A 26,058-nucleotide genomic window follows, 5' to 3' on the forward strand; every position below is an offset into this window, starting at 1 on the left:
GCCAATTAGGCCTTGACTTATCTTGACCAATTTATTTTATCTCTTTCAATAGTCCATTCACGTCCAGTTGCCTTGTATACATGGTTAATTCACCGTTCTCATCTTTTGGCCAAAGTTCTTTCGGCCGATCCCAATACAATTCCACCCCATTCTCATCAGGATCGTCTAGATAGATCGCTTCCGAAACCCCATGGTCAGCGGCACCTGTAAGTGGATACTTTGCTTCAGAAAGTCTTTTGAAAATTACTGCCAAATCTCGTCTTGTTGGGAAAAGTATAGCGGTGTGAAAAAGTCCCGCTGTATTTTTGGGTGCAGGCTTCCCGCCCTTGCTCTGCCAGGTATTCAAACCGATGTGGTGATGATAGCCACCAGCAGAAATGAAAGCTGCATCTTTTCCATACATCATCACCAATTCAAATCCCAGCAACCCGCAATAGAAGTCTAGCGATTGTTGGAGGTCAGTTACTTTCAGGTGTACGTGTCCGATTTGGGTTGCGGCAGGTATGGTGTAGGGTTCCATGTGATCTGATCTTCATTATTCAACATTCATGATTCGATGTTCGATATTTCATTTTTGTCAAAAAAACGAGCCGAATAAATCTTGGCTTCGACTCCGCTCAGCCTGACATATCATTTTTCCTCCTACAACTTCCTAACGCTTCGTCAATCGTAACTCAAAAACTTGTGCTGAGCTTGTCGAGGCATCCGAAATCCGAAATTCCGAAATCCAAAATCAATCTACCATCTCGGTCGGATCCCGGGAGCAGTGGGAAATCGTAAGCTTTTATAGTATTCCAGATCACCCGCTGGCTGTTCGATTTCTGCTGGAAATGGCCGCTTCGCAAAAGTCTGGAAGTAGAGCAAACAGGAATTCCTCCACCATTCGGCTTCCGATACCTGAATAGCCAATAGCTGTCTCACATGATCAAATCGTTGCGGATCTAGCTCAGACTCCAAAGAAGCCCAAGTTTCCTGCATTTTTCTGGCCGTTTTCACCCCTTGATCATAATGAAGTCCGATTTCCTCCCAAAGGGTTTTCCCTGATTTCAGCTCAAAATCCCAGGGTAGGTGATGAAACCAAAGCAAATACTTCTCAGGAATCTGATTGGGATCAGACCACTGGTGTACAATTTCGGGAGCATATTGACCCAACGCATTACTTCCGCTGCTGGTTCGGTCAAACCCTATTCCCAAACTGTCTGCCTGATGATAGTACAGCGCCGTCCAATCCGGTCTGCCCCCTGTCACCCAAGGACCGGGGCCATAGTGATGATCCCAACCCATGATATGATGCAGTCCAAGTGGCATCATGTAATTTACCGCAGCTTCGTGCGATTCGAGTAGAATTTCTTCGATTTTTGACAGGACTTCCGGGCTATTGCCAAAAGTCATTTTTGTCCATTCTTCCGCAATCTCAGCAGAAGTCAGGGTATGATCCCATGCCTGACGTCCAAAGGCATACCAATTGGATTGCCCAAAAAGATGTCCTGTCCAATTGCGATCGGTGCCGATGTTGGAGACTCCGGCCATCAGGGTCAGGTTTTGACCAGAATTACTTCCATCAATGATGCCGGCTACAGTAGAAGCCGGAGTAGGGCGATAGGTTTTGCTGCGCAAAACTTCCTCCCACATCGGTGCCAAGAAGACCAGCTGCGTAGCCTGACCGAGATATTCTTGCGTGATCTGAAATTCGATCCCGAGGTTGGTGTTCTCGACAGCTCCAAAGAGTGGATGGAAAGGCTCTCGCGGCATAAAATCAATCGCTCCGTTTTTTACCTGAATGATCACGTTATCCCGAAACTTCCCGTCCAATGGCTCAAACTCCAAATTAGCCTGCTTGTGCCTGTCCTGATCTACTTCATGTGAATAGACAAAGGCTCTCCAAATTAGCACTCCTCCATGTGGGGCGAGTGCATCTGCCAGTACATTTGCGCCTTCCGCATGGTTTCGCTGGTATTCATGCGGACCCGGTTGGCCTTCGGAATTGGCTTTCACCAAAAATCCCCCAAAGTCAGGGATGAAAGAATATAGCTCATCCGTCTTTTCTTTCCAGAAAGCTATGACCTCCGGATCAAGTGGGTCGGCAGTCTTCAATCCCCCGATTTCGATAGGCGCGGAGAAGCGGGCAGTGAGAAAAACTTGTATCCCATAAGGCCTGAAAATATCAGCCAGTACCTTGGCTTTTTTCATAAAATCCGTAGTCAGAATTCGTGCGTTTGCATTGACGTTGGTGAGCGACACGGCGTTGATTCCGAGGGAGGCATTGGCCCGTGCATAGTCGATGTAGCGGGGATCGATGTAGCCCGGAAGCTTGTGCCAATCCCAAATCGAAAAACCTGCATAACCTCTTTCTACAGTTCGGTCCAGGTTGTCCCAATGGTTGAGCATCCGAAGTTTAACTTTTGGTTGTTCTGATTTTTGAGTGCCTGGATCAAAAGTTCCGGTTTGGATGCTTCTCAGCCAATTGAATACACCATATAGGACTCCAACCGGGCGGTTTCCCACTATTGTGAAATAGGTTTTGCCCTGAAAAATGATCGGTCCCATCCAAAAGCCATCCTCACCAAGTTCCAAGATTTGGGCTTGTTGGTCCAATCCTAAAACTTGCGATAGCTGTTCTCTGGTTCCCAGCCAAACTTGGGTTTGACCGAGTCTTTCTTGGGAGAAAACTGGCGCTTTACCTAGCATCTTTTCCCCGGCGATCTCCAGCTCCTTTCTGATGACATCGTAGGTTGGGCTTTCTCCAAAGAAGAAAAAACCGGAGAAAAGCGATTCCAATTGCGCTTTCATCTGCAGGGCCTCGACTTTGTCGTAGTCCAGCCAAAGCTCATAACCGTCTTTGGCAAAGGATGAATAGGTAAATGCAAAAAAAAGCAGTAAAGTCAAGAGGTTTTTCATAGGGTATTAGATTCAGGATTTCAAGTTGTTCAAAAATCAACCGATTTCCAATCCAGGGATTTCTAGAGACTTTGATAAAATTGATGGGTGGTTTTCCGACAATATTCGTCACCCTTGCTTTTTCTACCATGGAAAAACACCCCACTTTCCTATCTTGGAGGATCGATTTTTTCCCATGGACAAGAAACCCTTCATCATCTACAAATCTTCCGCCGGCTCGGGTAAGACCTACACCCTGACGCTGGAGTACCTCAAGCTGGCCCTTGCCAATCCGGGGGCATTTCGTCAAATCCTTGCGGTGACTTTTACCAATAAAGCCACCGCTGAGATGAAAGAGCGGATCGTAAAAGAACTCGTTCGACTGCGAACCACCGTGAATCCTGCCGAAAAAATGGATGAGGAACTGATGAAAGCCCTGCATGTGGATGAAGCTGGTTTGAAAGGGAAGGCTTCCCAAACTTTGACCGCGATTCTACATGATTATGGGCACTTTGCGGTGAGTACGATTGATAGTTTTTTTCAGAAGGTGGTCAGAGCATTTGCCAGAGAAATGGACCTCAATGCAAAGTTTGAAGTCGAACTCGATCAGCAGGCGATACTCGATCGAGTCGTGGACCGGGTGGTCATGCTGGTGATGGAGGATGAGTTTCTGCACAAATGGCTGGTGGATTATGCCTCCGAGCAGATCCAAAACGGTAAATCCTGGGATATCCGTCGGAATATCCGGGAATTGGGAGGTCAGATTTTTCAGGAAGATTTCAAGCGCTATTCGACTGAGGTTAGGGATTTTCTAAAGGAAAAGGAAAACATCTCCAAACTTCAGGTTTTTGCCCGGGAGAGAAGGGCGGAGTTGATTAAACTAGCCACTGAACTCAAAGTACAGGCAAATGAAATTCGAATAGCCAATGGGCTTGAATGGACTGATTTTAAAGGAGGTTCAAAATCATTTGCCAAAAAGTTTGATCAGTTAGGAGATAGAAAGAATCCTGTGCCAGAGGTCAATAAGACCATGCTCGATGCGATTGACAATTCGGAAAAGTGGTTTACCAATAAGAGTCCTCAAGCCTCTCGAATCGAAGCGGCTTTCGGTGAAGGTTTAAACCAGATTTTAGCCCAATTTGAACAGCTTCTCTATCAGTGGAATACCATCGAGGCCATATCCAAAAACAGCTACGTCTTCGGAATTTTCAGGAATCTGCTTGACGAGCTTTCGGTCATCAAAGACGAGGAAAACATCCTCCTGATATCGGATGCCAATGAATTTCTCAAAGAAATTACCCAAGAGAATGATGCTCCTTTTATCTATGAAAAAGTTGGGAATCAATACCGTAACTATCTGATTGATGAGTTTCAGGATACTTCGGGCTTTCAATGGGCTAGTTTCAAGCCGCTTTTGGAAAACTCACTTGCGCAAGGCAACACGAATCTGCTGGTGGGCGATGTGAAGCAATCCATCTACCGCTGGCGGGGGGGAGAGATGAAACTTTTGCTGGAACAGGTGGAAGCCGAAACGGGTATTTTTGGGATTAACCTTCAGAATCTCGATACTAACTTCCGCAGTCTTCCCAATATCATCGAATTCAACAACGCGCTTTTCAATAAGTTGCCGGCCTCGTTTGAGTCCTATTTGAGTGAAAAATATCTGGTAGAGGATCCATCGATTTTGTCCAGAGCCTATCAGGATGTTTCGCAGAAAATTTCCCCCAAAAAGGCTAAATCAGATTTTCGTGGCAAAGTGAAACTGGAGTTTTTGACCCCAATCAAGGAGGATGAAGAAGGGAGCTTCAGCGATCAGGTGTTGGCCAAATTACCGGATATGGTTCGGGAACTTCAGGATCACGGTTACAGCCTTCGGGATATTGCCTTTCTGGTGCGGAGCAAAAAAGAAGGAGAGGCCATTGCAGATCGATTGATGGAGGTGACAGCCGAAAATAGCGACCCCAAGTACCGCTTTGATGTGCTTTCGGATGAATCCATGTACCTCACCAAATCCGCCTCGGTGAAAGCCTTGGTAGCCGGATTGAGGTATTTGCAGTATCCGGACGATCTCGTTCAGTTTAAAACGATGTGGTATTATTGGTCGGTCTTGAAGGATGAACCTGTGAACCACTCCCTTTTTGCAATTGGTCAAATTCCGGAGCATTTAAAGGGTAGGGTAAATTCATTCCAGGAAAGGGAAATGCTGCTGCTTCAGCTTCCATTGATGGAAGTACTCGAGGAGTTGATTGTGGCGCTTGACTTGATTGAAAATGGATTGGAGAAAGCCTATATCTCTGGTTTTAAGGAAGCCGTTTACGATTTCACGGCCAACAATCGGTCTGATCTTGCGGGTTTCCTCGAGTGGTGGGAGGAGAATCAAACCAAGCGAACAGTGAAAATACCCGAAGGTCACGATGCGATGCGGATTCTTACAATTCACAAGTCAAAAGGCCTGCAGTTTAAAGTGGTACTGATGCCTTTCTTGAAATGGACGATTTTTGATACGACCAAAGGAAATGTGGTCTGGTCACCTTTTGAAGACCGTGAAAAAATGCTGTCTGCGATCATTCCACTCACTTTGGGAGGAAATCTTGCCCAATCTGCTTTCAGCCCAATCTACTCAGAGGAAGCGATTTTGGCCTATCTCGATAGCTTGAATATGATCTATGTGGCACTCACCCGTGCAGAGGATGTGTTTTGGGGATTGGTGCCTTATCAGGCAAATATTGAATCTCAGAATAAGTTGGAGATTCACCTTCAGCAAATTCTCGAAAATGGAATCGAATCGGATGAAGGCTTGAATTTGGGAGCGCATTTTAATGTCGAAACCAAAGTTTTTGAATTAGGTGACTGGCCGGAAAAAAAGCCTGAAAAATCAGCGCTTTTGCCTGTTCCAAGCTTGCGATGGTCTTATCAAAATTGGACAGAATTACTGAGAGTGAAAAAGTATGCTGTTGACTTTTCTTCGGAAGGCTTGGAGCAACGGAAGAAGCGGAATTTCGGGCTGCTTGTGCATGAGATTTTGGAGAAGTCCGTCAATCTCGAAGCTGTCAAGGCCAATTTGCAGGCATTTTATTTCGAAGGAAGACTCAGCCAGTCTGAGAAGGCTGAGGTTCAGAATCAGCTAATTGAGCTTTTTTCCAATCCCGTTTTTAGTGATTGGTTTGAAAGTGAAGGGATTTTGCTGGCGGAGCAGGGAATTTTGCTTCCGGGAGGAAAGCAAAAACGGCCCGATCGGATTATCCTCCGCGAAAATGAATCCATCATCGTCGATTTCAAGACGGGAGAGGAGCAAGAGCGCTATGGAATTCAGGTCCGTGACTACATGGTGTTGGTCCAAAAGCTCACCCAAAAGCCGGTAAAAGGCTATTTATGTTATTTGGAAACCGGTAAAATCGAGACAGTCCATGCATAGTTTTTTAAGAAATACTGCCCGGGAAATCCTGGAAAAACACCAGAATCTCCAGAATCTAAGCATTGTCCTCCCCAACCGAAGAGCCGGACTTTTCTTTACCCAGCATCTCGGGACGCTCATTTCTGAACCCATGTGGATGCCGGAAGTGAAGACGATTGAAGATATTTTCTACCACTATGCCGGACAGCGACCTGCGGATGAGCTGACCTTAATTTTCGAGTTGTATCGGGTTTATAGGGATCTGCATCCCGCTCCGGAGGATTTTGACAAGTTTTTCTTTTGGGGCGAAATGATCCTCAAGGACTTCAATGACCTGGATCAATTCATGGCCGATGCCAAGAAATTGTATCACCAGTTGGCTGAATTCAAGGAATTTGAGTCGGATCAGAGTTTTTTGACTGAGAGTCAGGTTGAGTTGATCCAGCAGTTTTGGGCTTCGTTTGTGCGGCAGGACCGCATGCATCAGGAGAAGTTTTTGAAGTTTTGGGAAATGCTCCATCCGCTTTATCAGGCATTTCAGGCTTCGCTGAATGTTTCGGGTTTGGCCTATTCCGGTAAGTTGTATCGAAAAGTAGCCGAAGCACTCGATCAGATTCCAAAGCCGGAAAAGCATACCATTTTCATCGGTTTCAATGCTTTCACCGGAGCGGAGGAGAGGTTGATCAAGCATTTCATCACGCAATTTGGAGCCGAAATTTACTGGGATTTGGATGCCTATTACCTCAATGACAAGAATCAGGAGGCTGGGCTTTTCTTCAGAGAATATCAGCGGGACAAAGTTTTTGGGCCAACTTTCCCTGAAATCATTCCAGCTTTGATCCAAACCAAAAAGGCCAAAATCCAAACCTACGCTACCCCGCTGAAAACCAATCAGGCGAATCTGGTGGGAACGATTTTGGAGAAGATTCCCAAGGAAAACTGGGAGGAGACGGTGGTGATTCTTCCTGATGAGCAAATGCTTTTCCCTGTCCTTCATTCCTTGCCGGATCAGGTGGACAAAGTGAACGTGACCATGGGCTATCCGGTCAAAAATGCCCCGGTTTATGCCTTTCTTGAATCAGTCTTGGAAATGCAGCGCTTCATCAAAGTCGAGGAGGGAAAAGTCCTCTTTTACCATCAAGCGGTCAAAAACTTACTTTCATCGATCTACTTGAAATCAGCCAATCCCGGCTTTTGCAAAGGGTTGCTGGCTGAGATTCAGGAGAAGAATCAAATCTATATTTCCCGGGAAAATCTGCATCAAGGTGGAGCTTTTTTTACCCTGATTTTCCAAAAACTGGAAAGCGAGCAACTTTTCAGCTACTTATCGACCTTGATGGAGGAATTGGCCGAAAGGCTCAAAGACGAGCCGCTACAGCGCAGTTACCTCTATCAATGCTTCAAGCAGTTGACTCGACTTCGTGAGATTTTTGATAAGCAAGATTCCCTCACGGTCAATCGGGAGTTTTTTATTCGGCTTTTCAGACAGGTATTCCGGGAGGTGAAGTTACCATTCGAAGGCGAACCGCTTCAGGGTTTACAGATCATGGGAGTGCTGGAATCGAGAAATCTTGATTTTCGTCGTGTGATCATTTGTACAATGAATGAGGCGAGTTTTCCTCCTTCAAGCGGACTGAATTCCATGATTCCGTTCAATTTACGCAGAGCATTTGGACTGCCTGTTCAGGAGCAGAATGATGCAATTTATGCTTATACTTTCTACCGCTTGCTGCATAGCGCGGAGGAAGTTCACATGATTTACACCACAGCTTCTGATCAGGGAAAGTCCGGGGAGAAAAGCCGTTATATCCAGCAGATGATGGTGGAAATGGATCTGGATATGAAGGAGGAGGTGATTTTTGTACCCATCGACCAGAAGTCGCCGGGAGAGATTACGATCGAAAAAGTTCCGGAAATTCTTCAGATTTTGGAACGCTATACGATTCAGCAGGATGGTACTCCTAGCGTGTCATTTTCACCTTCTGCATTAAATGTGTACTTGGATTGCCGATTGAAGTTTTACCTCAAATACATCGCGGGAATCAAGGAAAAGGAGGAAGTGACCGAGGAAATCGATGCCGGAGTTTTTGGGAATCTGGTGCACTACAGCATGGAAAACCTGTATTTGGGGTTCATCGAGCGGAAAAAGCGGAATGTGCTGGAGCCTGGAGATTTTAAAGAACTGAAAGCTAACTGGGTTTTTCCTGCGATCGAAAAAGCAATCCGAACCAATTACCATTTGGAAGATGCCGCCGAGACCAAACTTAATGGACAGATGGCTATCGCACGGGATGTTTTGCAGAAATACATCACCCGGGTGTTGGAGATCGATGAGGAATCAGCTCCGTTTCGGTTGATTTCTTTGGAAAAAGGGAAGGAGTACGGGGCTAACCTCAAGATCAATACGAGCGAGGGTGTACGGGAAATTGCGCTAAAAGGAATCATTGACCGGGTGGACGAACTGAACGGCGTGATACGGCTGATCGATTACAAGTCGGGTGGAGACAAGAAGGAGTTTAAGGATATTCCCTCGCTGTTTGATCGGGATAATAAGAATCGAAACAAAGCCGCCATGCAGACGATGTTCTATGGCTTGATCTATCAGTTTGAACATTCGGAAAATACAGCTCCTCTGAAACCGGCGATTTACAACTTGAAAGAGGTTTTTTCGGAAGACTTCAATCCGTATTTACAATTGAGAGAACCCCGAAAGCAGGGAATTGAGCTGTCAGATTACCGAGATCATCAGGATGAATATAGGGAAGGGCTGAAGGGACTTTTGGAGGAATTGTACGATCCTCAGGTTCCCTTTTTGCAGACAACAGATCTGAAAAAGTGTGAGTATTGTCCGTATCGGGAGATGTGTGGAAGATAGGGTTCAGTTGGCAGTGGCAGTAGGCAGTTTTCAGATGTCAAGGAGGGAAGTTTGATTTGTGAGTCGTAAAGAGTGAGTAGTAAGTTGATTGTTGACTTTACCACTAACAACTGACCACTTACTTTTTACAAAATAGTAAACTACGACTGACCACTGATCACTGCGACTAAAAACTCTTCTTCGTCACTTTAGGATAGATTTCGGGCAGCATCATCAGGGCAGCCGAACCATACCATTCCTTCAGGTCCATTTTGAGGACGCCGGCCTTTATCGCTGGATCGGTTTCAGTCAAAGCTTTGGCCTCTTCCAAGGTTTGGACATCGAAAATGTAGATTCCGCGTAGCTCATCATTTCCCATAAAAGGTCCTGCAACGATTAATTTCCCCATTTCGGCCATTTTGCCTATGTTGGCCATGTGTCCGGCTTGGATTTCAGATCGCTGCTCGGGGGTATAATTGCTGACACTATCCCCCCGAATCAGGAAAGCCATGATGTACTTTTTCATCCCATAATCATCGGCGCCTAGTCTTTGTGCCAGGGTTTCGTCGTATTGATCTTGAGCAAAAGCAGATAAGCCAAGGCTTACAAGCAAGAGGGAAAAGAGGATCTTTTTCATAGGAAAGTGGGCTCAGTCGATAATTAGTGCAACAGTATCGGATTTTGTCCGGATTTTAAGCCAATCCTGAAATTTTTTAATTTCAGAGCGTGGAGGTTGGGGTTGAAAGGAAGCATAGGCAGAAATCAGGGTATCGGTTTCATTTTTGTCCAGATCGGTAAAAATTGACCGCCCCAAACTGAATTTCTTTAGGTTGGGGTGGTTTATTTTAGCTTCACGTGCTACCTCATTGCTTAGATTTCGGATTTGGGCATCTTCCGAGAGTTCACGTTCGAGTAGTGCGATTTTTAGGTCTTTATCTAGGATCAGTCCTCCATTTCGCTCATAGAGATCCTTCAGGATGTCGTTTCTCAAGACATTGATATCGGTTCCGTTACTGCCGCTTTGATTGATGATCAATTCTGTCTCGATGAGTCCAAGAGAGGTAAGTTTGTTTTTTAAAATTTCAACTTCCTCCTCCGACACCAAATCACCGATCAGGCTGACTTCAATCGTCCGGCTGGTATTGGAGTATTCAAAATTGGTGTTTAGAATTTGCGTTCTGGGAAATTGCATCTCAATGGCGACAAATTGCCTAGCCTGCTCATTCCAAATGGTTTTTTTGACAATTCCATAGGCTAGATAAACACTTGGAATCAGGGTCAGGATGGTGAAAATGGTGATGTAGGTTTGCACTCGCTTTTCTCGAGTTGAGTCCAAAAAATGCTTTTTGGGATAGCCCATAAAACGCACTATCAAGTAAGTAGATAAGCTGATGAAAACTGAATTGATGAAGAACAGATAGAAAGCTCCAAAAAAGTAAAGCAGGTTGCCCGTGGCAAGTCCGTATCCTGCCGTGCAGAGTGGGGGCATCAAGGCCGTGGCGATCGCTACTCCCGGAATCGCATTGCTTTTTTCTTTTCTTGAGCCAGCCACTATTCCGGCAAGTCCCCCAAACAAAGCTATCAAAACATCCCAAACGGTAGGTTCTGTCCGGGCGAGTAGCTCTGATTCAGCCCCATATATCGGGGTAATCGTAAAATAAACAGTGGAGGTAAGGATGGCAATAAAAATCGCAACGAGGAGATTTCGAATTGATTTTTTGAGCAACTCAAAGTCATTAATTCCCGCTGCCAATCCTATCCCCATGATTGGTCCCATGAGGGGAGAGATTAACATGGCACCGATAATAACTGCCGTTGAATTGACATTCAACCCGACCGATGCGACAAGGATCGCAAAGATTAAAATCCAAAGATTGGCGCCTTTGAACTCGACATTTTTGGAGATGTATTCGATGGTTTCCAGCTCGTCTTCCTTGCCTTCTTCGAGATCGAATCGCTGACGAAGATAGATCAGCAACCGGATCAGTCCGCTTCGTTTTACTTTAGATTTTTTTGACTCTTGAGTAATTTCAGACATGCGATAAAAATAACTTTTTTTCCAGATTGGGGCTTCTTTTTCCACTTTGGATTAAATATTCCTCCAAGCGGGCAGAAAAGAGCGAATCCTGTTTCCTTACAGAAAGAAATGAGAAACCGTGATTTTTAATCTTAATAAATAATTGAGATATATAAATCCAACTAGCTGATTTATATCGTATTTAAACCTGATTTCGCCTTATCGTAATTTTAGCTATCTAAAAAATTTAGATAAACCTAAAAAAATACTGTCACCCGAATTGTATCTGTTATTGGTAACAGAATCATGATAAAACAAAAAAGATGAATTCTCCACCTCTTCTTTTTTTTTGTTTCTTTGAGCCCGTTACGTTAATGGTTTTAAACCTTAAAAGTAAATTCTCTATTTTTCTGTCATGAGTGACTTCACAAAAAGGAAGATTTTAGTTCTAGATGATGATAAGATTCAGCATCTCCTGTTTCGGAAGAGAGTAGCGATCCTGAAAATCGACATTGATTTAATTTTCTTCGAAGATGCTTTGTCTGCCTTAGATTTTATAGCGGCCTCTCCTCCGCATGTGGTTATTTCCGATATCAATCTGAATAAGATGGATGGATGGGAATTTTTGGAAGAGATTCATGGTTTGGGTTTCAATGGAGCATTTTATCTCCTTTCGGGATCGATTTATCCGGAAGATCGAAGTCGCGCTACTAAGGATGAAAGAGTATCTGGTTTTTTTGAAAAACCCATCAAGGAATCTGACCTACATTACATACTTGGCCTCTGATCCTATGTTACTAAGGCCTTTTGATAAAATTACTTAATTTCGGAAATCAGAAAATCACTATGGCGGAAGAACCAGATGACCGAAAGCCTTTGCTTTCGAAAAAATTGGATAAGTTTTTTGTAGGATTAAACGATGCCTGGAATTTCGTGAGGCGATTTTTTCAGGAAGTTTTCTTGCCACCTTATGAGTTTAAGGAGGTAGTGCACCAGTGCTATCGGATAGGGGTGGAATCGCTTCCTCTGATTTCTCTCACCGGGTTTATTGTCGGTATCGTCTTCACCAATCAGTCCAGGCCTTCGCTCTCAGAGTTTGGGGCGGCATCCTGGCTTCCTTCTCTTATTTCCATAGCAGTAGTGCGCGCCATGGGGCCCTTAGTGACTGCCTTGATAGCAGCAGGAAAGGTAGGGTCGAGTATCGGTGCCGAAATTGGTTCTATGAAAGTGACAGAGCAGATTGATGCCATGGAAGTGTCAGCTACCAATCCATTCAAATTTCTGGTTGTGACGCGCGTATTGGCCACCACTTTTATGATTCCGTTATTGGTGATGTACACGGACTTTGTGGCGCTGATGGGTTCATTTTTAAGTGTGAACAAAAATGAACTGGTGAGCCTTACCACATTTTTCGTGCAGGTTTTTGAATCAATTACCTTTTTAGATGTGACTTCATCGATCGTAAAGTCTATTTTATTCGGATTTACCATCGGTATCGTGGGGTGTTATAAAGGGTACAATTCCTCTAAAGGAACAGAGGGGGTAGGTTTGGCTGCCAATGCTGCCGTAGTGATGGCAATGTTTCTGATTTTTATCGAGGAACTGCTCGTACTTCAGATAGTCAATGCAATAAGAGGAGTCTAAACTATGAATCAGCGAGAAAAAGTAGTAGAAATAAGAGACTTGAAGAAGGCGTTTGGCGACCTGGAAGTATTGAAGGGCGTGGACTTGGACTTGTTCAAAGAAGAAAACCTGGTAGTCCTGGGCAAATCGGGTTCGGGTAAGTCTGTCCTGATCAAAATTATGGTGGGACTATTGACTCAGGATTCGGGAAGTATGAAGGTTTTTGGGCAAGAAGTTTCCCGATTGAAGAAAAGGGATCTGAATGCCCTCAGGCTGAAAATCGGCTTTTCTTTCCAAAACTCCGCGCTGTATGACAGCATGACCGTAAGGGAAAATATGGAGTTTCCTTTGGTGAGAAATGAGAAAAATCTCACTCGGGCTGAGATCAGCCGAAGGATAGAGGAGCTTTTGGATAGTGTGGGGTTACCTCAGACGATCAATCAAATGCCTTCTGAACTTTCGGGAGGCCAGAAAAAGCGAATCGGAGTAGCTCGGACACTTATCCTAAATCCGGAAATAATGCTCTATGATGAACCGACAGCAGGTCTGGACCCGATTACTTGCGGAGATATTAATAACCTGATTCTCGAAGTCAGAGAGCGCTATAAAACCTCCTCCATAGTCATTACTCATGACTTGACCTGCGCCAAGCAGACAGGTGATAGAATGGCAGTATTATTGGATGGTCAGTTTGACGCTTTAGGGACATTTGAAGAGGTATTTCCCAATGCGGAAGATGACCGCATCAAATCATTTTACGATTATAATTTTATAAACTCATGAGAGGAGAAAATAAACGATCAGTCCTGGTAGGGATTTTTGTTTTTCTGGGAATTGCAATTCTGGTGGCAGGAATATTGACCCTGGGTGGTCAGCAGAAAAAATTTGTCAAGTCTATTCATTTGAAGACTGTTTTTGACAATATCGGAGGTTTGCAGACCGGAAATAACATCTGGTTCTCGGGTGTCAAAATCGGAACGGTGCGAAAGATCAATTTCTACGGGGATTCTCAGGTAGAAATCGAGATGAATGTGGAAAAGTCAGTGGCAGATTATATCCGAAAAGATTCCAAAGCCACCATCAGTTCTGATGGATTGATCGGAAATAAGATCATCGTGATCTACGGGGGAAGTACCGAAGTGCCTGCGGTCGAAGAGGGTGACCGACTGGAGGGTGTGATGCCGCTGGATACGGATAAAATGATGGAAACGCTTCAGGTCAACAATGAGAATTTGGTTGAAATAACGGCAGATTTAAAAGTATTGACCGGTAAAATCGCCAACGGAGACGGAATTATCGGCGCAGTCATGACAGATTCCACATTGGCCGAAAACTTCAAAACCATCCTTGTCAACCTGGATCGGGCATCTTCCAATAGCTTACGAATGATCAATGAGTTGAATGCCTTCACAGCCAAACTGAATAAGGAAGGTAACCTGTTCAATGACTTGGTGACAGATACCACCATGGTCACAGACTTAAAGGCAAGCATGGAAAGCCTGAAATCCACAGCAGAAAATTCAGCTGAAATGACCAGAAAACTGAACGAAATAACGGATAAGTTGAACTCATCGGACAACTCCATGGGCATGTTGCTCAATGATCCGGCCTTTGCCGAGTCGCTAAAGAGCACAATGCAAAATGCAGATTCTGCCACTTACAATCTGAATAAAGGCATGGAAGCGTTGGAGTACACCTGGCCATTCAACCGAGGCTTTAAGCGAAAAGCAAAAGCAGAAGAGAAAGCAGAATCCGGAAATTAAATCTACAAGCCGATCAGAAATGATCGGTTTTTTTATTTCCTATTCAGCCTCTTTATGTCCGTTTCTGATTTTTTCATTGGCTTCCTTCTTTTCCTCAGCCGAAGCTGTTTCTGTATCTGTGGATTCATATGAATTCAATACGGCCTTGAGTTCTATGGGGAAGTGATCCGAACCGATGGGTTTCAGTACATGGATCTTGGATAACCCAAAATGCTTGCTCAGGAAAACATGATCAAGGGGCCATCTAAAAAAAGGATACTTTGCATGAAAAGTGCTATAGAAGCCCCTTCCTCTTCGTGGATCTGCCATTTCGGAGATTTTCAGAAAAAGTGAAGTCGTATAGCTCCATGCCACATCATTCAAGTCGCCAATGACGAGTGAGGGCCGGGGGTTTTCTTTCGATTTTTTGCCAACTATCAAAATCTCCGCATCGCGTTCTGTCGAATTTAAGCTCTCCCCTGGCACAGGTGGGGTGGGGTGGATGGCATAGATCGTGACGGGTTTTCCATTTCGGAGCTCGACATCGATCTCCAAAGAAGGAATTTCTTTACTGATTAGATATTTAATCTCTTGTCGTTTGAGGGGAAGCTTGGAATAAAGGGCCAGTCCATAGGTGTTGTCCAAAGGCAAAAGAATGCGATGCCGATAAATGTCGTGCACCGGGGTCAATGCATCTACCCAAGCCTGATCAGTTTCAACAAGAAAGACCAGGTCAGGATCATTTTTTTTGATTAACTGAAGTATTTTTTCGTAGCTTCTATTGTATTGATAAACATTCCCGACAATGAGATGAATTCCCTGTTGAGAGTCATAGGGTACTTTTTGGATCATCTTTTTTCCAAAAACAGAATAGGGCCAAACTAAAAAACCGAGGTAACCCATGCTGACAATTACACCCCCCATCCAATAAACAAAACCAACATCATTCCTCCCAAAAATCATCCATAGAACCAGCAGCATCCCCAGCGATACGAGTTTTTGGAAGCGGGGATAATCAAATATCCGAATCCACCAATGGTCCAACTTGATGGAAGGAATCCAGGTAAATGCTAAAAAAAAGAGAATAGGGATTTTCAGGATGAGGAGTTCCACAAAAAAGCGCTTGAGTTGAAAAGTAAAGAAATAGGTTTTGAAGTTTAAATCAATGAGTTTTTTATTAGTGATAATTGTTTTCTCGGATCATCCCTCAATAAAAGGGTGCAGCGATAAAGTTTTTCTAACTCCTGACTAGAGCCAAAAAACAGTGTTACAAGTAATTCTCCACTGTTTTTCTGTTAGAAGGAAGAGGGCCGAAAGTCACAGGGTTTAATTTTTATTGATAAAGTATTTTACCCGGTCTGTTGACTTTTTGTCTTCATTCCCCCGATATAAATCTTATTTTTGTCCCTCAACCCTATTAACCAATATCGCATGAAGGCTATAAATCCCTCAACAACTCCGGCCTGGTCAAAACTGGTCGAACTAGCCCAAAAACAAAAGGATCATAACATTTCCTCACTTTTTCAGAACAAAGGACGCTTTGAGGAATTCAGCATCCAACTCGAAGATATTCTGGTAGATTATTCCAAAAACCGAGTTTCTGAGCAGGTTTTGTCAGCGTTGGTAGACCTGGCTCGTGAAACACACGTCCCTGAGGCGATTGAGGCTATGTTTACCGGACAACCCATCAATCAAACTGAGAATAGAGCAGTACTTCACACGGCACTTAGAAATAGAAAAGGTCAGCCCGTTTACGTAGACGGCAAGAATGTAATGCCGGATATTCAGGCGGTTTTAGACCAAATGAAAGAATTTGCGGACAAAATCTACAGTGGAACCTGGCTTGGCTACACTGGAAGGCCCATTACAGCCCTGGTCAATATCGGTATTGGAGGCTCTGACCTCGGTCCGGTGATGGTGACAGAAGCGCTCAAACCCTTCCAAAATCCGAAACTGGATATCTTTTTTGTCTCCAATATAGACGGTACACACATCGCTGAAACACTCAAAAAAGTCGATCCGGAGACCACACTGTTCTTCATTGCATCCAAAACATTCACCACTCAGGAGACCATGACCAATGCCCACACAGCTAGGTCTTGGTTTTTGGGTAAAGCGAAAGACGAAGCCGCAGTGGCCAGGCATTTTGTGGCACTTTCTACCAATGCCAAAGCGGTGGAGGCCTTTGGAATCGATCCGGCAAATATGTTTGAATTTTGGGATTGGGTAGGTGGAAGGTATTCCCTTTGGTCTGCCATAGGTTTGCCTATCGCTTGCGTGATTGGATTTAAGAATTTTGAAAAGCTGTTGGATGGAGCGCACTCCATGGATGAGCATTTTCGTCATTCCCCGTTTGACCGAAACATCCCGATGATATTGGCCTTGATCGGCCTATGGAATACAAATTTTCTTGGTGCTACCTCAGAGGCAATTTTACCTTATGATCAATACATGCATCGTTTTGCGGCCTATTTTCAGCAGGGCAATATGGAAAGCAACGGTAAATATGTGACACGTGACGGTCAAAAAGTCAATTATACCACGGGCCCGATCATCTGGGGCGAACCGGGCACCAACGGCCAGCATGCATTCTACCAACTGATCCATCAGGGGACGCACCTGGTCCCCTGCGATTTCATCGCTCCGGCCAATTCGCATAACCCGATCGGCGATCATCATCAGAAGCTCCTCTCCAACTTCTTTGCACAGACGGAAGCCTTGATGAAAGGAAAATCTCTCGAGGAAGTGATTTCAGAAATGAAAAAAGCTGGAAAATCAGAGGCTGAAATCGAAAAGATCGCCCCCCATCGGGTTTTTGAGGGTAACCGTCCTACCAATTCAATTTTAGTAAAAGAAATTAATCCCTATACTTTGGGCCAATTGATTGCAATGTATGAGCACAAAATCTTCGTACAGGGAGCAGTTTGGAATATTTTTAGTTTTGATCAGTGGGGTGTAGAATTAGGGAAAGTACTGGCCAACGGAATTCTTCCGGAGTTGGAAGGTGATGGGGAGATAACTTCACACGACAGCTCTACCAACGGGCTGATCAATTCCTACAAACAAATGAGAAAAGGCTAAGGCGTAAAAATTCCAGCCAAATCCACCTTGAATACCTTCGGGGGAACGGTCAGAGAGCCAAAGCTGATTCGTTCCCCCGATATCGTTACTTCCCTATCGGGATCGATTGCTATGCCCTCTGTCTGTCCCAAACTGGCCGGACTCCCAAGGAAAAACTGATTTCCTTCTTTCGAAAAAACCGAGCTGGAAACCGAAGCAAAGGTCCAAATAAAGCACCTTGAGCTTACTCCCTGGTTTTCATATCCCAGCAAAACCACATGTTTCCCCTCCGGAGTTACATCTGCCCCCGTAATTAAGCCTTTGGCATCAAAAGTCTCGGTTAAAGTCGCGATTTGTTTATCAACTGTAGTAGAAAGGGTGTAGTGTTTGGTCTGTCCGTCACCACGGTTTTTGGAAAACAGGTGAAGTTGATTTTCCCAAAAAATCATCGCCTCACAGTCAAAGTTGTGATCGACATTGGCGCCGGAAAAATCACTTTGATCCGGATAGCTAAACTCAATTACGTCTGCCGCCACTTCGTCCTGAACCAAAAGTGCCGGAATGGAAATTTTCAGGATTTTCAGGTCCGTGCGGTTCCCCGCATTATTTCCAAAATCCCCAATAAATAGATGCGTTGGGCTTGCTGTCAGATCTTCCCAGTCCACGTTTGGCACATTGGTCACTTTGATTGTCCGGACTAAAGCGCCAGTCTCTGCATTTATCTCCTGAATCTCAGCAGAATTTCCACTGTCATTGATCGAAAATATCCTGCCTTGAATCCATTGAAGACCCGAGGTTTCATTCGTTGCAGGGTTTAATTCAGCGAGTTGATAGGGGTAAAGGTTAGCTGGATAGCCACTTTCGCCGAGAATCAGGCGCTCGGCCGAGATTTCAAAATCATTGGGTTGAAACGTATCCACGGGTTCAGTTGCCGAACTGGATATCTGGTAATGTTGGTGAGTAAACCCCCTTGAGGCCGTTCCGATTCGAAATGAATTTCCATTGCTGAGATCAAGTTCCGCTTTTAGCAGGAGGTCATCCTTCACATAGCTGTAATAGAAGTCCGAGGTGCTTGAGAAGACCCCTGATTCAGGTTCAAGGATTTTTGGGGACCCAGAAAGGTTCGATTTTGAGAATGTGAACAGTCCGTAATCCGAACTTGCTTTGATTGTAAGTGTTTCCACGGCATTGTCCACGATCAGTTGACCGGAGACTGAGACAGGAAGGCTTGTGGAGATTGGTTGAGCATTGGATTCCCCTGAGTATTCGTAGGTACCAAAAGGTAAATCGATGGAATAAGCAGTGCTGAAGTCGTTTGGATCGAGTGCTATGTTGAAGGATTCACCACTGGATTCGGTGAATGTGAGCTGGAGTTGATTGTTGAAAACGTGCTCCCATTGAAATGTGGCATTCGTTCTTCCGGAGGGACTCCCGGCTGCCCTCAGTTCTATTCCTGTAATACTTACTTTGCCGGTTTTTGGTATCGGTTTTTGCTTTTCTCCGCAGGAAAAAATCAACAGGAGGTAAAGTAAAAAAACAGGATATCTGATTTTCATTTTGCTGGAATATGAAGTAAAAGACGTAAGCAATGAACTGATATCAAAATAATCTCAATTTTTGGAGCAATTCAATGGGTACTTTTTCAGATTAGGCAAGGGGTTTTGCCCAAATCGAAAACAGAAAACAAATTCATTATACATGCTGTTGCCAGTCATAAAGATCGAATTATGAAAGAGCTATTGGAAGAAATTAGGGAAAATGGCAACGGAAATTCAAAACTTGAAGCTAGTCAGGAAGAGAAGCTTTTAATAAAAGATGCGATTTTCGTGAGATTTGAGGGAAATCTTGTCAAAGTGAAATACGATGATATTCTCTGGTTGAAGGGCGATGGGAATTACACTACGTTGGTTTCGAGACATTCTGTTTTCTCCGTTCGGAATATTTTGAAAGACTTCGAAACCGCCCTTCCTGCAGACCGTTTTATGCGAATTCATAAAAGCTACATCGTGCAGGTATCGGAAATCAACGCAATCAACACCCGGGAAATCAAAGTAGCCTCGGACCTTGTTCCGGTCGGAAGAACCTACTACCACGAATTGGTAAATGGCATCCAAAAGCTAGGCAACCATCCCGACTAAATCCATAACAAGCTACTGTCACCGTAACTTAAAAATCGGTAGTCTCGGTCCAAAGCTTCTTGGTATACCACACTCCAACTTTTTCCCAATATTGTGGCAATCAATAGGATCAACGTAGATCCCGGTTGGTGGAAATTGGTGATCAAGCCCTCAATCATCCGGAACCTATAACCGGGGAAAATGAAAATTTCGGTACTTCCCAGGATTGTTTCCAATTGATTTTTTTCCATATAATTTAAGACAGCCTGCAAGGCATCTTCTTTCGAAGGCACAGTTGAGCGATTTTCATAAGCAAAAAGCTTTTCGATTCTGAATTCTGACCCTTTATTTTCCAATAACTTCACCCCAAACCAGAACAGACTTTCCAGAGTCCTGACCGAAGTAGTTCCTACAGCAACAGTTTTTCCTTTTTGTGCCAAAAGCTTTTCTACTGTTTCCCTGCCGATCTGAATTTGTTCGCTGTGCATCGGGTGCTCCAGGATATTTTGAGCTTTGATCGGTTGAAAAGTGCCTGCACTGACATGAAGTGTTACCTGTGCTTCTTGAATTCCTTTTGCCCTTAATTTTTCAAATATTTCCGCTGTAAAATGCAGCCCTGCCGTTGGTGCTGCCACCGCACCTTCCTTTTTGGAGTAGACGGTTTGATAGCGGGATTTATCCTCTTCATTGGGTTTACGGTTGAGATAGGGTGGAAGGGGAACTTCCCCGCTGGCTTCCACCAGGTCAACAAAAGCAACAGTTGCGTCATCCCAGGAAAAAACGACTGACTTGCTTTCGCGGTCAGCTAATTGCGCAGAAAGAATAACGACCCGTCCATTCACCCGAACTTGCCCGGTTAAGATTTCATCATCTTTCCATTTTTTTGAATTTCCGATCATTGTTTCCCAGGTGACAGGGTGCCTGGTAAGCATGATTTCGGATATGACTGTGGTGGGAGCTACGGGCTGCAGCAAAAAGATTTCTATTCGGGCACCTGTTTCCCGCTGAAATATCAATCGGGCCGGGATTACTTTGGTGTCATTGTAGACCAGAAGGGTGTCGGACGACAATAAACTTGGCAAGTCATAGAAATGAAGGTGCTCCATTGCGCCTTTTCGCACGTGTAGCAGCTTGGAGGAATCCCGCTTTTCCAGTGGAAATTTCGCAATGCGCTCCTCAGGCAGTGTATATTCGTAATCTCGCAAGTCTATCTTTGGAATCTCCATTTGTTCCCGGTTTTCGGGCGCAAATATAGGTTTCAGTCAGCCATTCTTCCCTGTTTTCAGTTAGTATTCTATGGTAAATACCGTGCAACTTCAATTTTCTTACCTCAAACGGACGCTGATTTTCAGGTTTGATGCAGGTACCTCCCGGGGAGTTTTGAAAACCCGGGACGTCTATTGGATCCAAGCTACTGACCCCAAAAATCGGGAGATCAAAGGTTGGGGTGAGGCGGCACCTTTGGTGAAGTTGAGTCCGGACTACCGGGATGATTTTGAGGAGGTTTTGAATAGAATACTTCAGAAGCTGAATGGGGAAACTTGGGAATCGGAGCAGGATTCGGTCCTTGCCAAATTGAAAGACCTGATTCCATCTGAGCTTCCGGCTATTCGATTTGGAGTAGAAACAGCCGTTTTGGACTGGAAGAATGGTGGGAAAAAGCGAATTCTGACCAACGATTTTTTTGATAGTCAAAAACCAATTCCAATTAATGGATTGATCTGGATGGGAGATCGGGAATTCATGCTTGAGCAGATTGATCAGAAATTGAATGAGGGATTCAACTGCATCAAGATGAAAATCGGTGCGATTGACTTTGAGCAGGAAATAGCCCTCTTGGGCTACATCAGATCTCAATTTTCATCGGAACAGATTACCTTGAGAGTGGATGCCAATGGTGCATTTTCAAGGGCTGAGGCGCTGAAAAAACTGGAAAGATTGGCGGAATTTGACATCCAAAGTATTGAGCAGCCTATCCCTGCAGGTAATTGGAACGAGATGCGAAGGCTCTGTGAAGTCACTCCGGTGGCTATCGCTTTGGATGAGGAGTTGATTGGAGTGCCGGACAAAGAGCAACTCCTCGATCAGATTAAGCCCCAACACATTATTCTTAAGCCAACTCTGGTAGGTGGGATTTTGGAAACGCAAGACTGGATTCATCTTGCGCAATCGCGTAATATCGGCTGGTGGATGACCTCGGCCTTGGAAAGTAACATCGGTCTCAATGCCATTAGCCAGCTTGCATCGACTTTTAATCCGGCTATTCCACAGGGTTTGGGCACGGGGAAGCTTTACCACAACAATCTCCAATCACCTTTGGAAATCCAGTCAGGCTTTATCCGGTACAATACCGATACGGCTTGGGAAGATCCTTCTTAGTCATTTAATCTGAAAAGGTAAACGGGTTTGTTCAGTTCAGCTTTCCAAAGGGTTTGGGTGAGTTTGCCGGTAAATTCATCCCGTTCAAAGATGACGATGTCATTACTCGCCTGATGTGCAGCGAGTAGGTATTTGCCATCGGCAGTGAGGTTGAAGTTTCTGGGCATTATACCTCCCGAGGAGATGTTCTGAACCAGAACGTATTCACCGGAAGGCCTTTTCCCAAAGACTGAAATCGTGTTGGCATCACCCCGGTTGGAGACGTAGACTTGCTTCCCGTCCGGTGAAAGCCGGATCTCTGCCGCACCTACCTTTCCTTCAAACCCATCTGCCAGTAAAGAAAGCCGTTGCTTCGGTGACAAAACCCCATTTTCGTAATAAAACACATCCAGTATAGCCGTCATTTCTTCCACGACGAGCACTTCTTTGCCATCTGCCGAAAAAGTCAAATGCCTGGGCCCATCACCGGGCGATACTGGAAATTCTGACGAAAGCTTCAGAGGTTCTGACTGATTAGGATCAAAGTCGTAAACGTAGATTTTGTCTGTCCCAAGATCAGCTACCAAAACCCGCTTCCCCTCAGGATCAAAAGTGGTGCTATGCACATGCGGACTAGTTTGTCGGTCAGCGTTGACACTTTTGCCAGAGTGCTGGATAGTCTGTGCATGTGCCAGCATTCCTTCCGGGGAAACTTTGAACACACTCAGGCTCCCACCGGTGTAGTTGCTGAGGATGACAAAATCTTCGTTTGAAGAGAGGGAAATATGGCAAGGATGGTCTCCTCCGGATTCTTTTTGGTCCAATAAAGTCAGTGAATTATCAGTCGGATTTCTAGAAAAACTTAAGACTTGTCCTCCGGGGGTGCCAGACTGCTCCTCCAGCGAAAAAACCCGCTTGCCATCCTTGCTTGCAATGACAAAAGATGGATTTGCGATTCCACCGGCGATTGTTTCCACCGTCAGGATGTTTTCCTCGGGTGAAAAATACAGGTGATTGATTCCCTGTATCGGCAAGTCAGTATATGTTCCGATGAGGAATTGGTAACTTGTGGGTGAGACTGGTTCTGAAGTCACTTGGGTTTCTTGTTTGGGAGAAGTGCATGAGACCAAAGCCAAGGTAGCAATCAGGATAGGAAGGAGTTTCATGGATTGAAATTAGAAATAATTTTTGGCTTGAATTTTTTCTTTTTCAATCGAAAAGAAGAAAAAAATCTATCAAAAAATAAAAAAATCACCATAAAACTTATTGAATTCATAATTTTTGTTCTAAAAAATAGAAATTTCACTAATTTGCCATAACTATCAAATCTGACCTCGGATGTTTCAAATTTATGATACTCAAGTCGCCAAGCGATTTACGATTTACAACAGTCTATTTTTGGATCTACCCTTTGACGATATCTACGTCACAGGGACATTGCTTCCTTTCTTAGGAAAAGCCTGTGAACGAGGGTACGTCGAAGGAAAGTCTCCTCGGGAAATCATTGATGGCTTTTTTAAGGAAATGATGCCCGGGGAAAAGGGAAAGGCACAGACTGATTTTCTTTTTCAGATGATTCAATATGTGGAGCGCCAAGTAGTATTATTTGACTCCATCGAGGATGCTGCCTACGAAAAGGTCAATGATATCGGAGGCAAAGGTTCAGTCAAAGCCCTGATCAGTAGAGTAGAAAATGACCGAAAAAAGGATCAACTGATCGAGAAACTCAAAAACTTCTCCGTCAGACTGACCCTCACAGCTCACCCGACCCAGTTTTATCCAGGTAATGTGCTCGGAATAATCACGGATCTGGAGGCGGCCATTCGGACAGATGATCTGGAAAATATCAACCTCCTTTTGCAGCAACTGGGTAAAACAGGCTTTATCAATCGGGAAAAGCCCACTCCATTTGATGAAGCGATCAGTTTGATTTGGTATTTGGAGAATGTCTTTTATCACAGTATGCCTGACATCATCATCCGATTGCTGGAAGGCTTGGGGCAGCCCTTACATACCTGGGAGAATCCATCCATTCTTAAAGTTGGATTTTGGCCGGGTGGAGACCGGGATGGCAATCCGTTTGTAACCCATGAGACTACGATTCAGGTGGCTGACCGTCTGAAAAAGTGGCTGATGCGCTGCTACTACCGAGATCTCCGAAAACTTCGAAAGCGTCTGACCTTTAAGCATGTGGAAGAACACATCGTCCAGGCAGAGCGCGGAATTTATTATGCCTTATTTGAAAATAAGGAAGTGTACTCTACCAAAGAAGACCTTTTGGCAGTGCTTTTTGAAGCACGGGAAGCCTTGATCAAATACCATGACGGCCTGTTTTTGGATCTCCTGGATCGCTTCATTCTGAAAGTTCGAATATTCGGATTTCACTTTGCCTACATGGATTTGCGGCAGGATAGCCGGAAGCATGACGGACTTTGGGAGGAGGTTTTTACGATTCAGGGAAGGAAGTTTACAGGTACAGAGGATGAGCTAATACAAGCGGTATTGAATACTCAGTCGCTTCCTGATCTTGATCAATTTAAGGAGCCATTTCACAAGGAAATGCTCCTGTCAACCGCCACCGTCAAGTCCGTGCAGAAGACAAACGGGGAAGATGGACTTCACCGCTACATCATCTCCAACTGTCAGTCGGTCCTTCACATTATCGAGGTGTACCAAATGGCCAAGCTAACCCTGGGAGTGGAAGTGGGAAAATTGCCATTGGATATTGTTCCCCTGTTTGAGACCATCGACGATTTGAAAATGGCTCCTCAAATCATGACAAAGCTCTACCAAATGCCTGAGTATAAAACACATCTCACCAGCCGTGGACACAAGCAAAATATCATGCTTGGTTTTTCAGATGGTACTAAGGATGGAGGGTATTTGAAGGCAAACTGGTCAATACTCATTGCAAAAGAAGAGCTGACCCGAGTCTCCAGAGAAAATGGGATCGAGGTGGTGTTTTTTGACGGAAGAGGTGGGCCTGTGGCAAGAGGAGGGGGAAATCTTCATAACTTCTATGCCTCTCTGGGTGATAAAGTGGAGAATTCAGAAATCCAGGTGACCATCCAAGGTCAAACGATCTCTTCCAATTATGGAAAACAAGCTTCCTGTATTTACAATTTTGAGCAATTGCTGAGTGCCGGTGTTGAAAATCATCTTTATCCGAATTTTGAAAACAGCCTGGACGAAAAGCAAAGAGCCCTGATTGAGAAATTGGCAAATATTGGATACGAGAAATACAAAGACCTGAAAAGTCACCCCAAATTCGTTCCCTACCTTGAGCATGTTGCTCCGTTGAAGTTTTTTGGAATGACTAATATCGGATCCAGACCCCTGAAAAGAGGGAAGGATTCAGGGCTGAAATTCGAAGATCTACGAGCCATTCCTTTTGTAGGTTCCTGGGCTCAGATGAAGCAGAACATCCCCGGTTTTTATGGAGTGGGTTCGGCTATTTCCGAGTTGGAGAAGGAAATCGGTTTGGAAGAATTAAAGAAACTCTACCAGGACAGCCTTTTCTTCAGAACACTCCTGGGCAACTCGATGCAATCCCTCAAAAAATGCTTTTATCCGGCTACAGCCTATTTGAAAAATAATCCTGAGTACAGCGAGTTCTGGCAAATGTTGTTTCAGGAGTTCGAGTGTTCTGTAGACAAACTTAAAAAAATCGCAGGCATGGAAGAGCTTTTGGAAGATAATCCGGTCAGCAAAACTTCCATTGAGATCCGGGAGCGTATCGTTCTTCCGCTGATCACCATCCAGCAATATGCAATACAAACTATTCTGGAAAACGGATCTTCGACTGAGATTCTGGACAAATTGATCCTCAGGACGATGTTTGGGATTGTCAATGCAACCCGAAATGCTGCTTAAATCGGGTTTGGAATAAATCAAAAGCCCTTGGAATTGAATTTTCGAGGGCTTTAGTGATTGCTCTGGTAATTCAAGATTTGTCAATTTTAACTTAGAAACTAGAGCCAAGAAGGAAGAATCTGGACTTTTTTATTTTTCAGATT

18 protein-coding genes are annotated in these 26,058 nt (G+C 44.5%); 10 read left to right on the forward strand and 8 right to left on the reverse strand.

What is annotated here, in order from left to right; genetic code table 11:
* Positions 1-31: 31 nt before the first annotated feature.
* A complete protein-coding gene (locus C4S61_RS00145; RefSeq protein WP_103922778.1) occupies positions 32-520 on the reverse strand; it encodes a VOC family protein in 489 nt (162 codons plus the stop codon).
* A gap of 218 nt (positions 521-738) precedes the next feature.
* Positions 739-2,898, reverse strand: a complete 2,160-nt coding sequence (locus tag C4S61_RS00150) for an alpha-glucuronidase family glycosyl hydrolase (protein WP_103922779.1) — start codon at positions 2,896-2,898, stop codon at positions 739-741.
* Between the two features lie 175 nt (positions 2,899-3,073).
* Here C4S61_RS00150 and C4S61_RS00155 point away from each other — a divergent pair, with 175 nt between their 5' ends.
* Both C4S61_RS00155 and C4S61_RS00160 read left to right on the forward strand, forming a co-directional pair.
* Complete coding sequence (locus C4S61_RS00155; protein ID WP_103923135.1) at positions 3,074-6,292, forward strand: UvrD-helicase domain-containing protein; 3,219 nt, start codon at positions 3,074-3,076, stop codon at positions 6,290-6,292.
* On the forward strand, positions 6,285-9,146 hold the full coding sequence (locus C4S61_RS00160; RefSeq protein WP_103922780.1) for a PD-(D/E)XK nuclease family protein: 2,862 nt from the start codon (positions 6,285-6,287) through the stop codon (positions 9,144-9,146). Before C4S61_RS00155 ends, C4S61_RS00160 begins: the two co-directional genes overlap by 8 nt.
* 166 nt (positions 9,147-9,312) lie before the next feature.
* Here C4S61_RS00160 and C4S61_RS00165 read toward each other — a convergent pair whose 3' ends face one another.
* Positions 9,313-9,762: a YciI family protein gene (locus tag C4S61_RS00165; RefSeq protein ID WP_103922781.1), complete on the reverse strand. Its 450-nt coding sequence runs from the start codon at positions 9,760-9,762 to the stop codon at positions 9,313-9,315.
* 12 nt (positions 9,763-9,774) lie between these two features.
* Complete coding sequence (locus tag C4S61_RS00170) at positions 9,775-11,163, reverse strand: TIGR00341 family protein (RefSeq protein WP_103923136.1); 1,389 nt, start codon at positions 11,161-11,163, stop codon at positions 9,775-9,777.
* Positions 11,164-11,557: 394 nt separating this feature from the next.
* Here C4S61_RS00170 and C4S61_RS00175 point away from each other — a divergent pair, with 394 nt between their 5' ends.
* Genes C4S61_RS00175 through C4S61_RS00190 form a run of 4 tightly spaced genes read left to right on the forward strand, consistent with a single transcriptional unit; the run spans position 11,558 to position 14,528 of the window.
* A complete protein-coding gene (locus C4S61_RS00175; RefSeq protein WP_103922782.1) occupies positions 11,558-11,929 on the forward strand; it encodes a response regulator in 372 nt (123 codons plus the stop codon).
* A 59-nt stretch (positions 11,930-11,988) separates the two neighbouring features.
* Entirely contained in the window at positions 11,989-12,786 is a 798-nt protein-coding gene (locus C4S61_RS00180; protein ID WP_103922783.1) for an MlaE family ABC transporter permease, read from the forward strand.
* A 3-nt stretch (positions 12,787-12,789) separates the two neighbouring features.
* Complete coding sequence (locus C4S61_RS00185) at positions 12,790-13,548, forward strand: ABC transporter ATP-binding protein (RefSeq protein ID WP_103922784.1); 759 nt, start codon at positions 12,790-12,792, stop codon at positions 13,546-13,548.
* Entirely contained in the window at positions 13,545-14,528 is a 984-nt protein-coding gene (locus C4S61_RS00190; protein WP_103922785.1) for an MlaD family protein, read from the forward strand. Before C4S61_RS00185 ends, C4S61_RS00190 begins: the two co-directional genes overlap by 4 nt.
* Before the next feature lie 39 nt (positions 14,529-14,567).
* On the opposite strand, the gene C4S61_RS00195 is transcribed toward C4S61_RS00190, so the two are convergent.
* A complete protein-coding gene (locus C4S61_RS00195; RefSeq protein WP_235009694.1) occupies positions 14,568-15,620 on the reverse strand; it encodes an endonuclease/exonuclease/phosphatase family protein in 1,053 nt (350 codons plus the stop codon).
* A gap of 318 nt (positions 15,621-15,938) precedes the next feature.
* Between C4S61_RS00195 and pgi the strand changes: the two genes are divergently transcribed.
* A complete protein-coding gene (gene pgi, locus C4S61_RS00200; RefSeq protein WP_103922786.1) occupies positions 15,939-17,588 on the forward strand; it encodes a glucose-6-phosphate isomerase in 1,650 nt (549 codons plus the stop codon).
* On the opposite strand, the gene C4S61_RS00205 is transcribed toward pgi, so the two are convergent.
* The gene (locus C4S61_RS00205) at positions 17,585-19,123 is read right to left on the reverse strand and encodes a hypothetical protein (RefSeq protein WP_146064317.1); all 1,539 of its coding nucleotides are present in this window, start codon (positions 19,121-19,123) and stop codon (positions 17,585-17,587) included. The genes pgi and C4S61_RS00205 overlap by 4 nt on opposite strands.
* 171 nt (positions 19,124-19,294) lie before the next feature.
* On the opposite strand from C4S61_RS00205, the gene C4S61_RS00210 reads away from it, so the two are divergent.
* Entirely contained in the window at positions 19,295-19,705 is a 411-nt protein-coding gene (locus tag C4S61_RS00210; RefSeq protein WP_103922788.1) for a LytR/AlgR family response regulator transcription factor, read from the forward strand.
* On the opposite strand, the gene C4S61_RS00215 is transcribed toward C4S61_RS00210, so the two are convergent.
* Positions 19,702-20,910 carry an S-adenosylmethionine:tRNA ribosyltransferase-isomerase gene (locus C4S61_RS00215; RefSeq protein ID WP_103922789.1) on the reverse strand — a complete coding sequence of 403 codons (1,209 nt, stop codon included), beginning with the start codon at positions 20,908-20,910 and terminating at the stop codon, positions 19,702-19,704. The two genes, C4S61_RS00210 and C4S61_RS00215, sit on opposite strands and share 4 nt — an antisense overlap.
* A gap of 70 nt (positions 20,911-20,980) precedes the next feature.
* Here C4S61_RS00215 and menC point away from each other — a divergent pair, with 70 nt between their 5' ends.
* Positions 20,981-22,063, forward strand: coding sequence for an o-succinylbenzoate synthase (gene menC / locus C4S61_RS00220; protein ID WP_103922790.1), 1,083 nt, complete (start codon positions 20,981-20,983; stop codon positions 22,061-22,063).
* Here the strand turns inward: menC and C4S61_RS00225 are convergent.
* The gene (locus C4S61_RS00225; protein ID WP_103922791.1) at positions 22,060-23,208 is read right to left on the reverse strand and encodes a lactonase family protein; all 1,149 of its coding nucleotides are present in this window, start codon (positions 23,206-23,208) and stop codon (positions 22,060-22,062) included. The genes menC and C4S61_RS00225 overlap by 4 nt on opposite strands.
* Before the next feature lie 172 nt (positions 23,209-23,380).
* Here C4S61_RS00225 and C4S61_RS00230 point away from each other — a divergent pair, with 172 nt between their 5' ends.
* Positions 23,381-25,915 carry a phosphoenolpyruvate carboxylase gene (locus tag C4S61_RS00230; protein ID WP_103922792.1) on the forward strand — a complete coding sequence of 845 codons (2,535 nt, stop codon included), beginning with the start codon at positions 23,381-23,383 and terminating at the stop codon, positions 25,913-25,915.
* Positions 25,916-26,058 lie beyond the last annotated feature (143 nt).

The sequence above is a fragment of the Algoriphagus boritolerans DSM 17298 = JCM 18970 genome (assembly GCF_900108085.1).
In the GTDB taxonomy this organism is placed as follows: Bacteria; Bacteroidota; Bacteroidia; order Cytophagales; family Cyclobacteriaceae; genus Algoriphagus; species Algoriphagus boritolerans.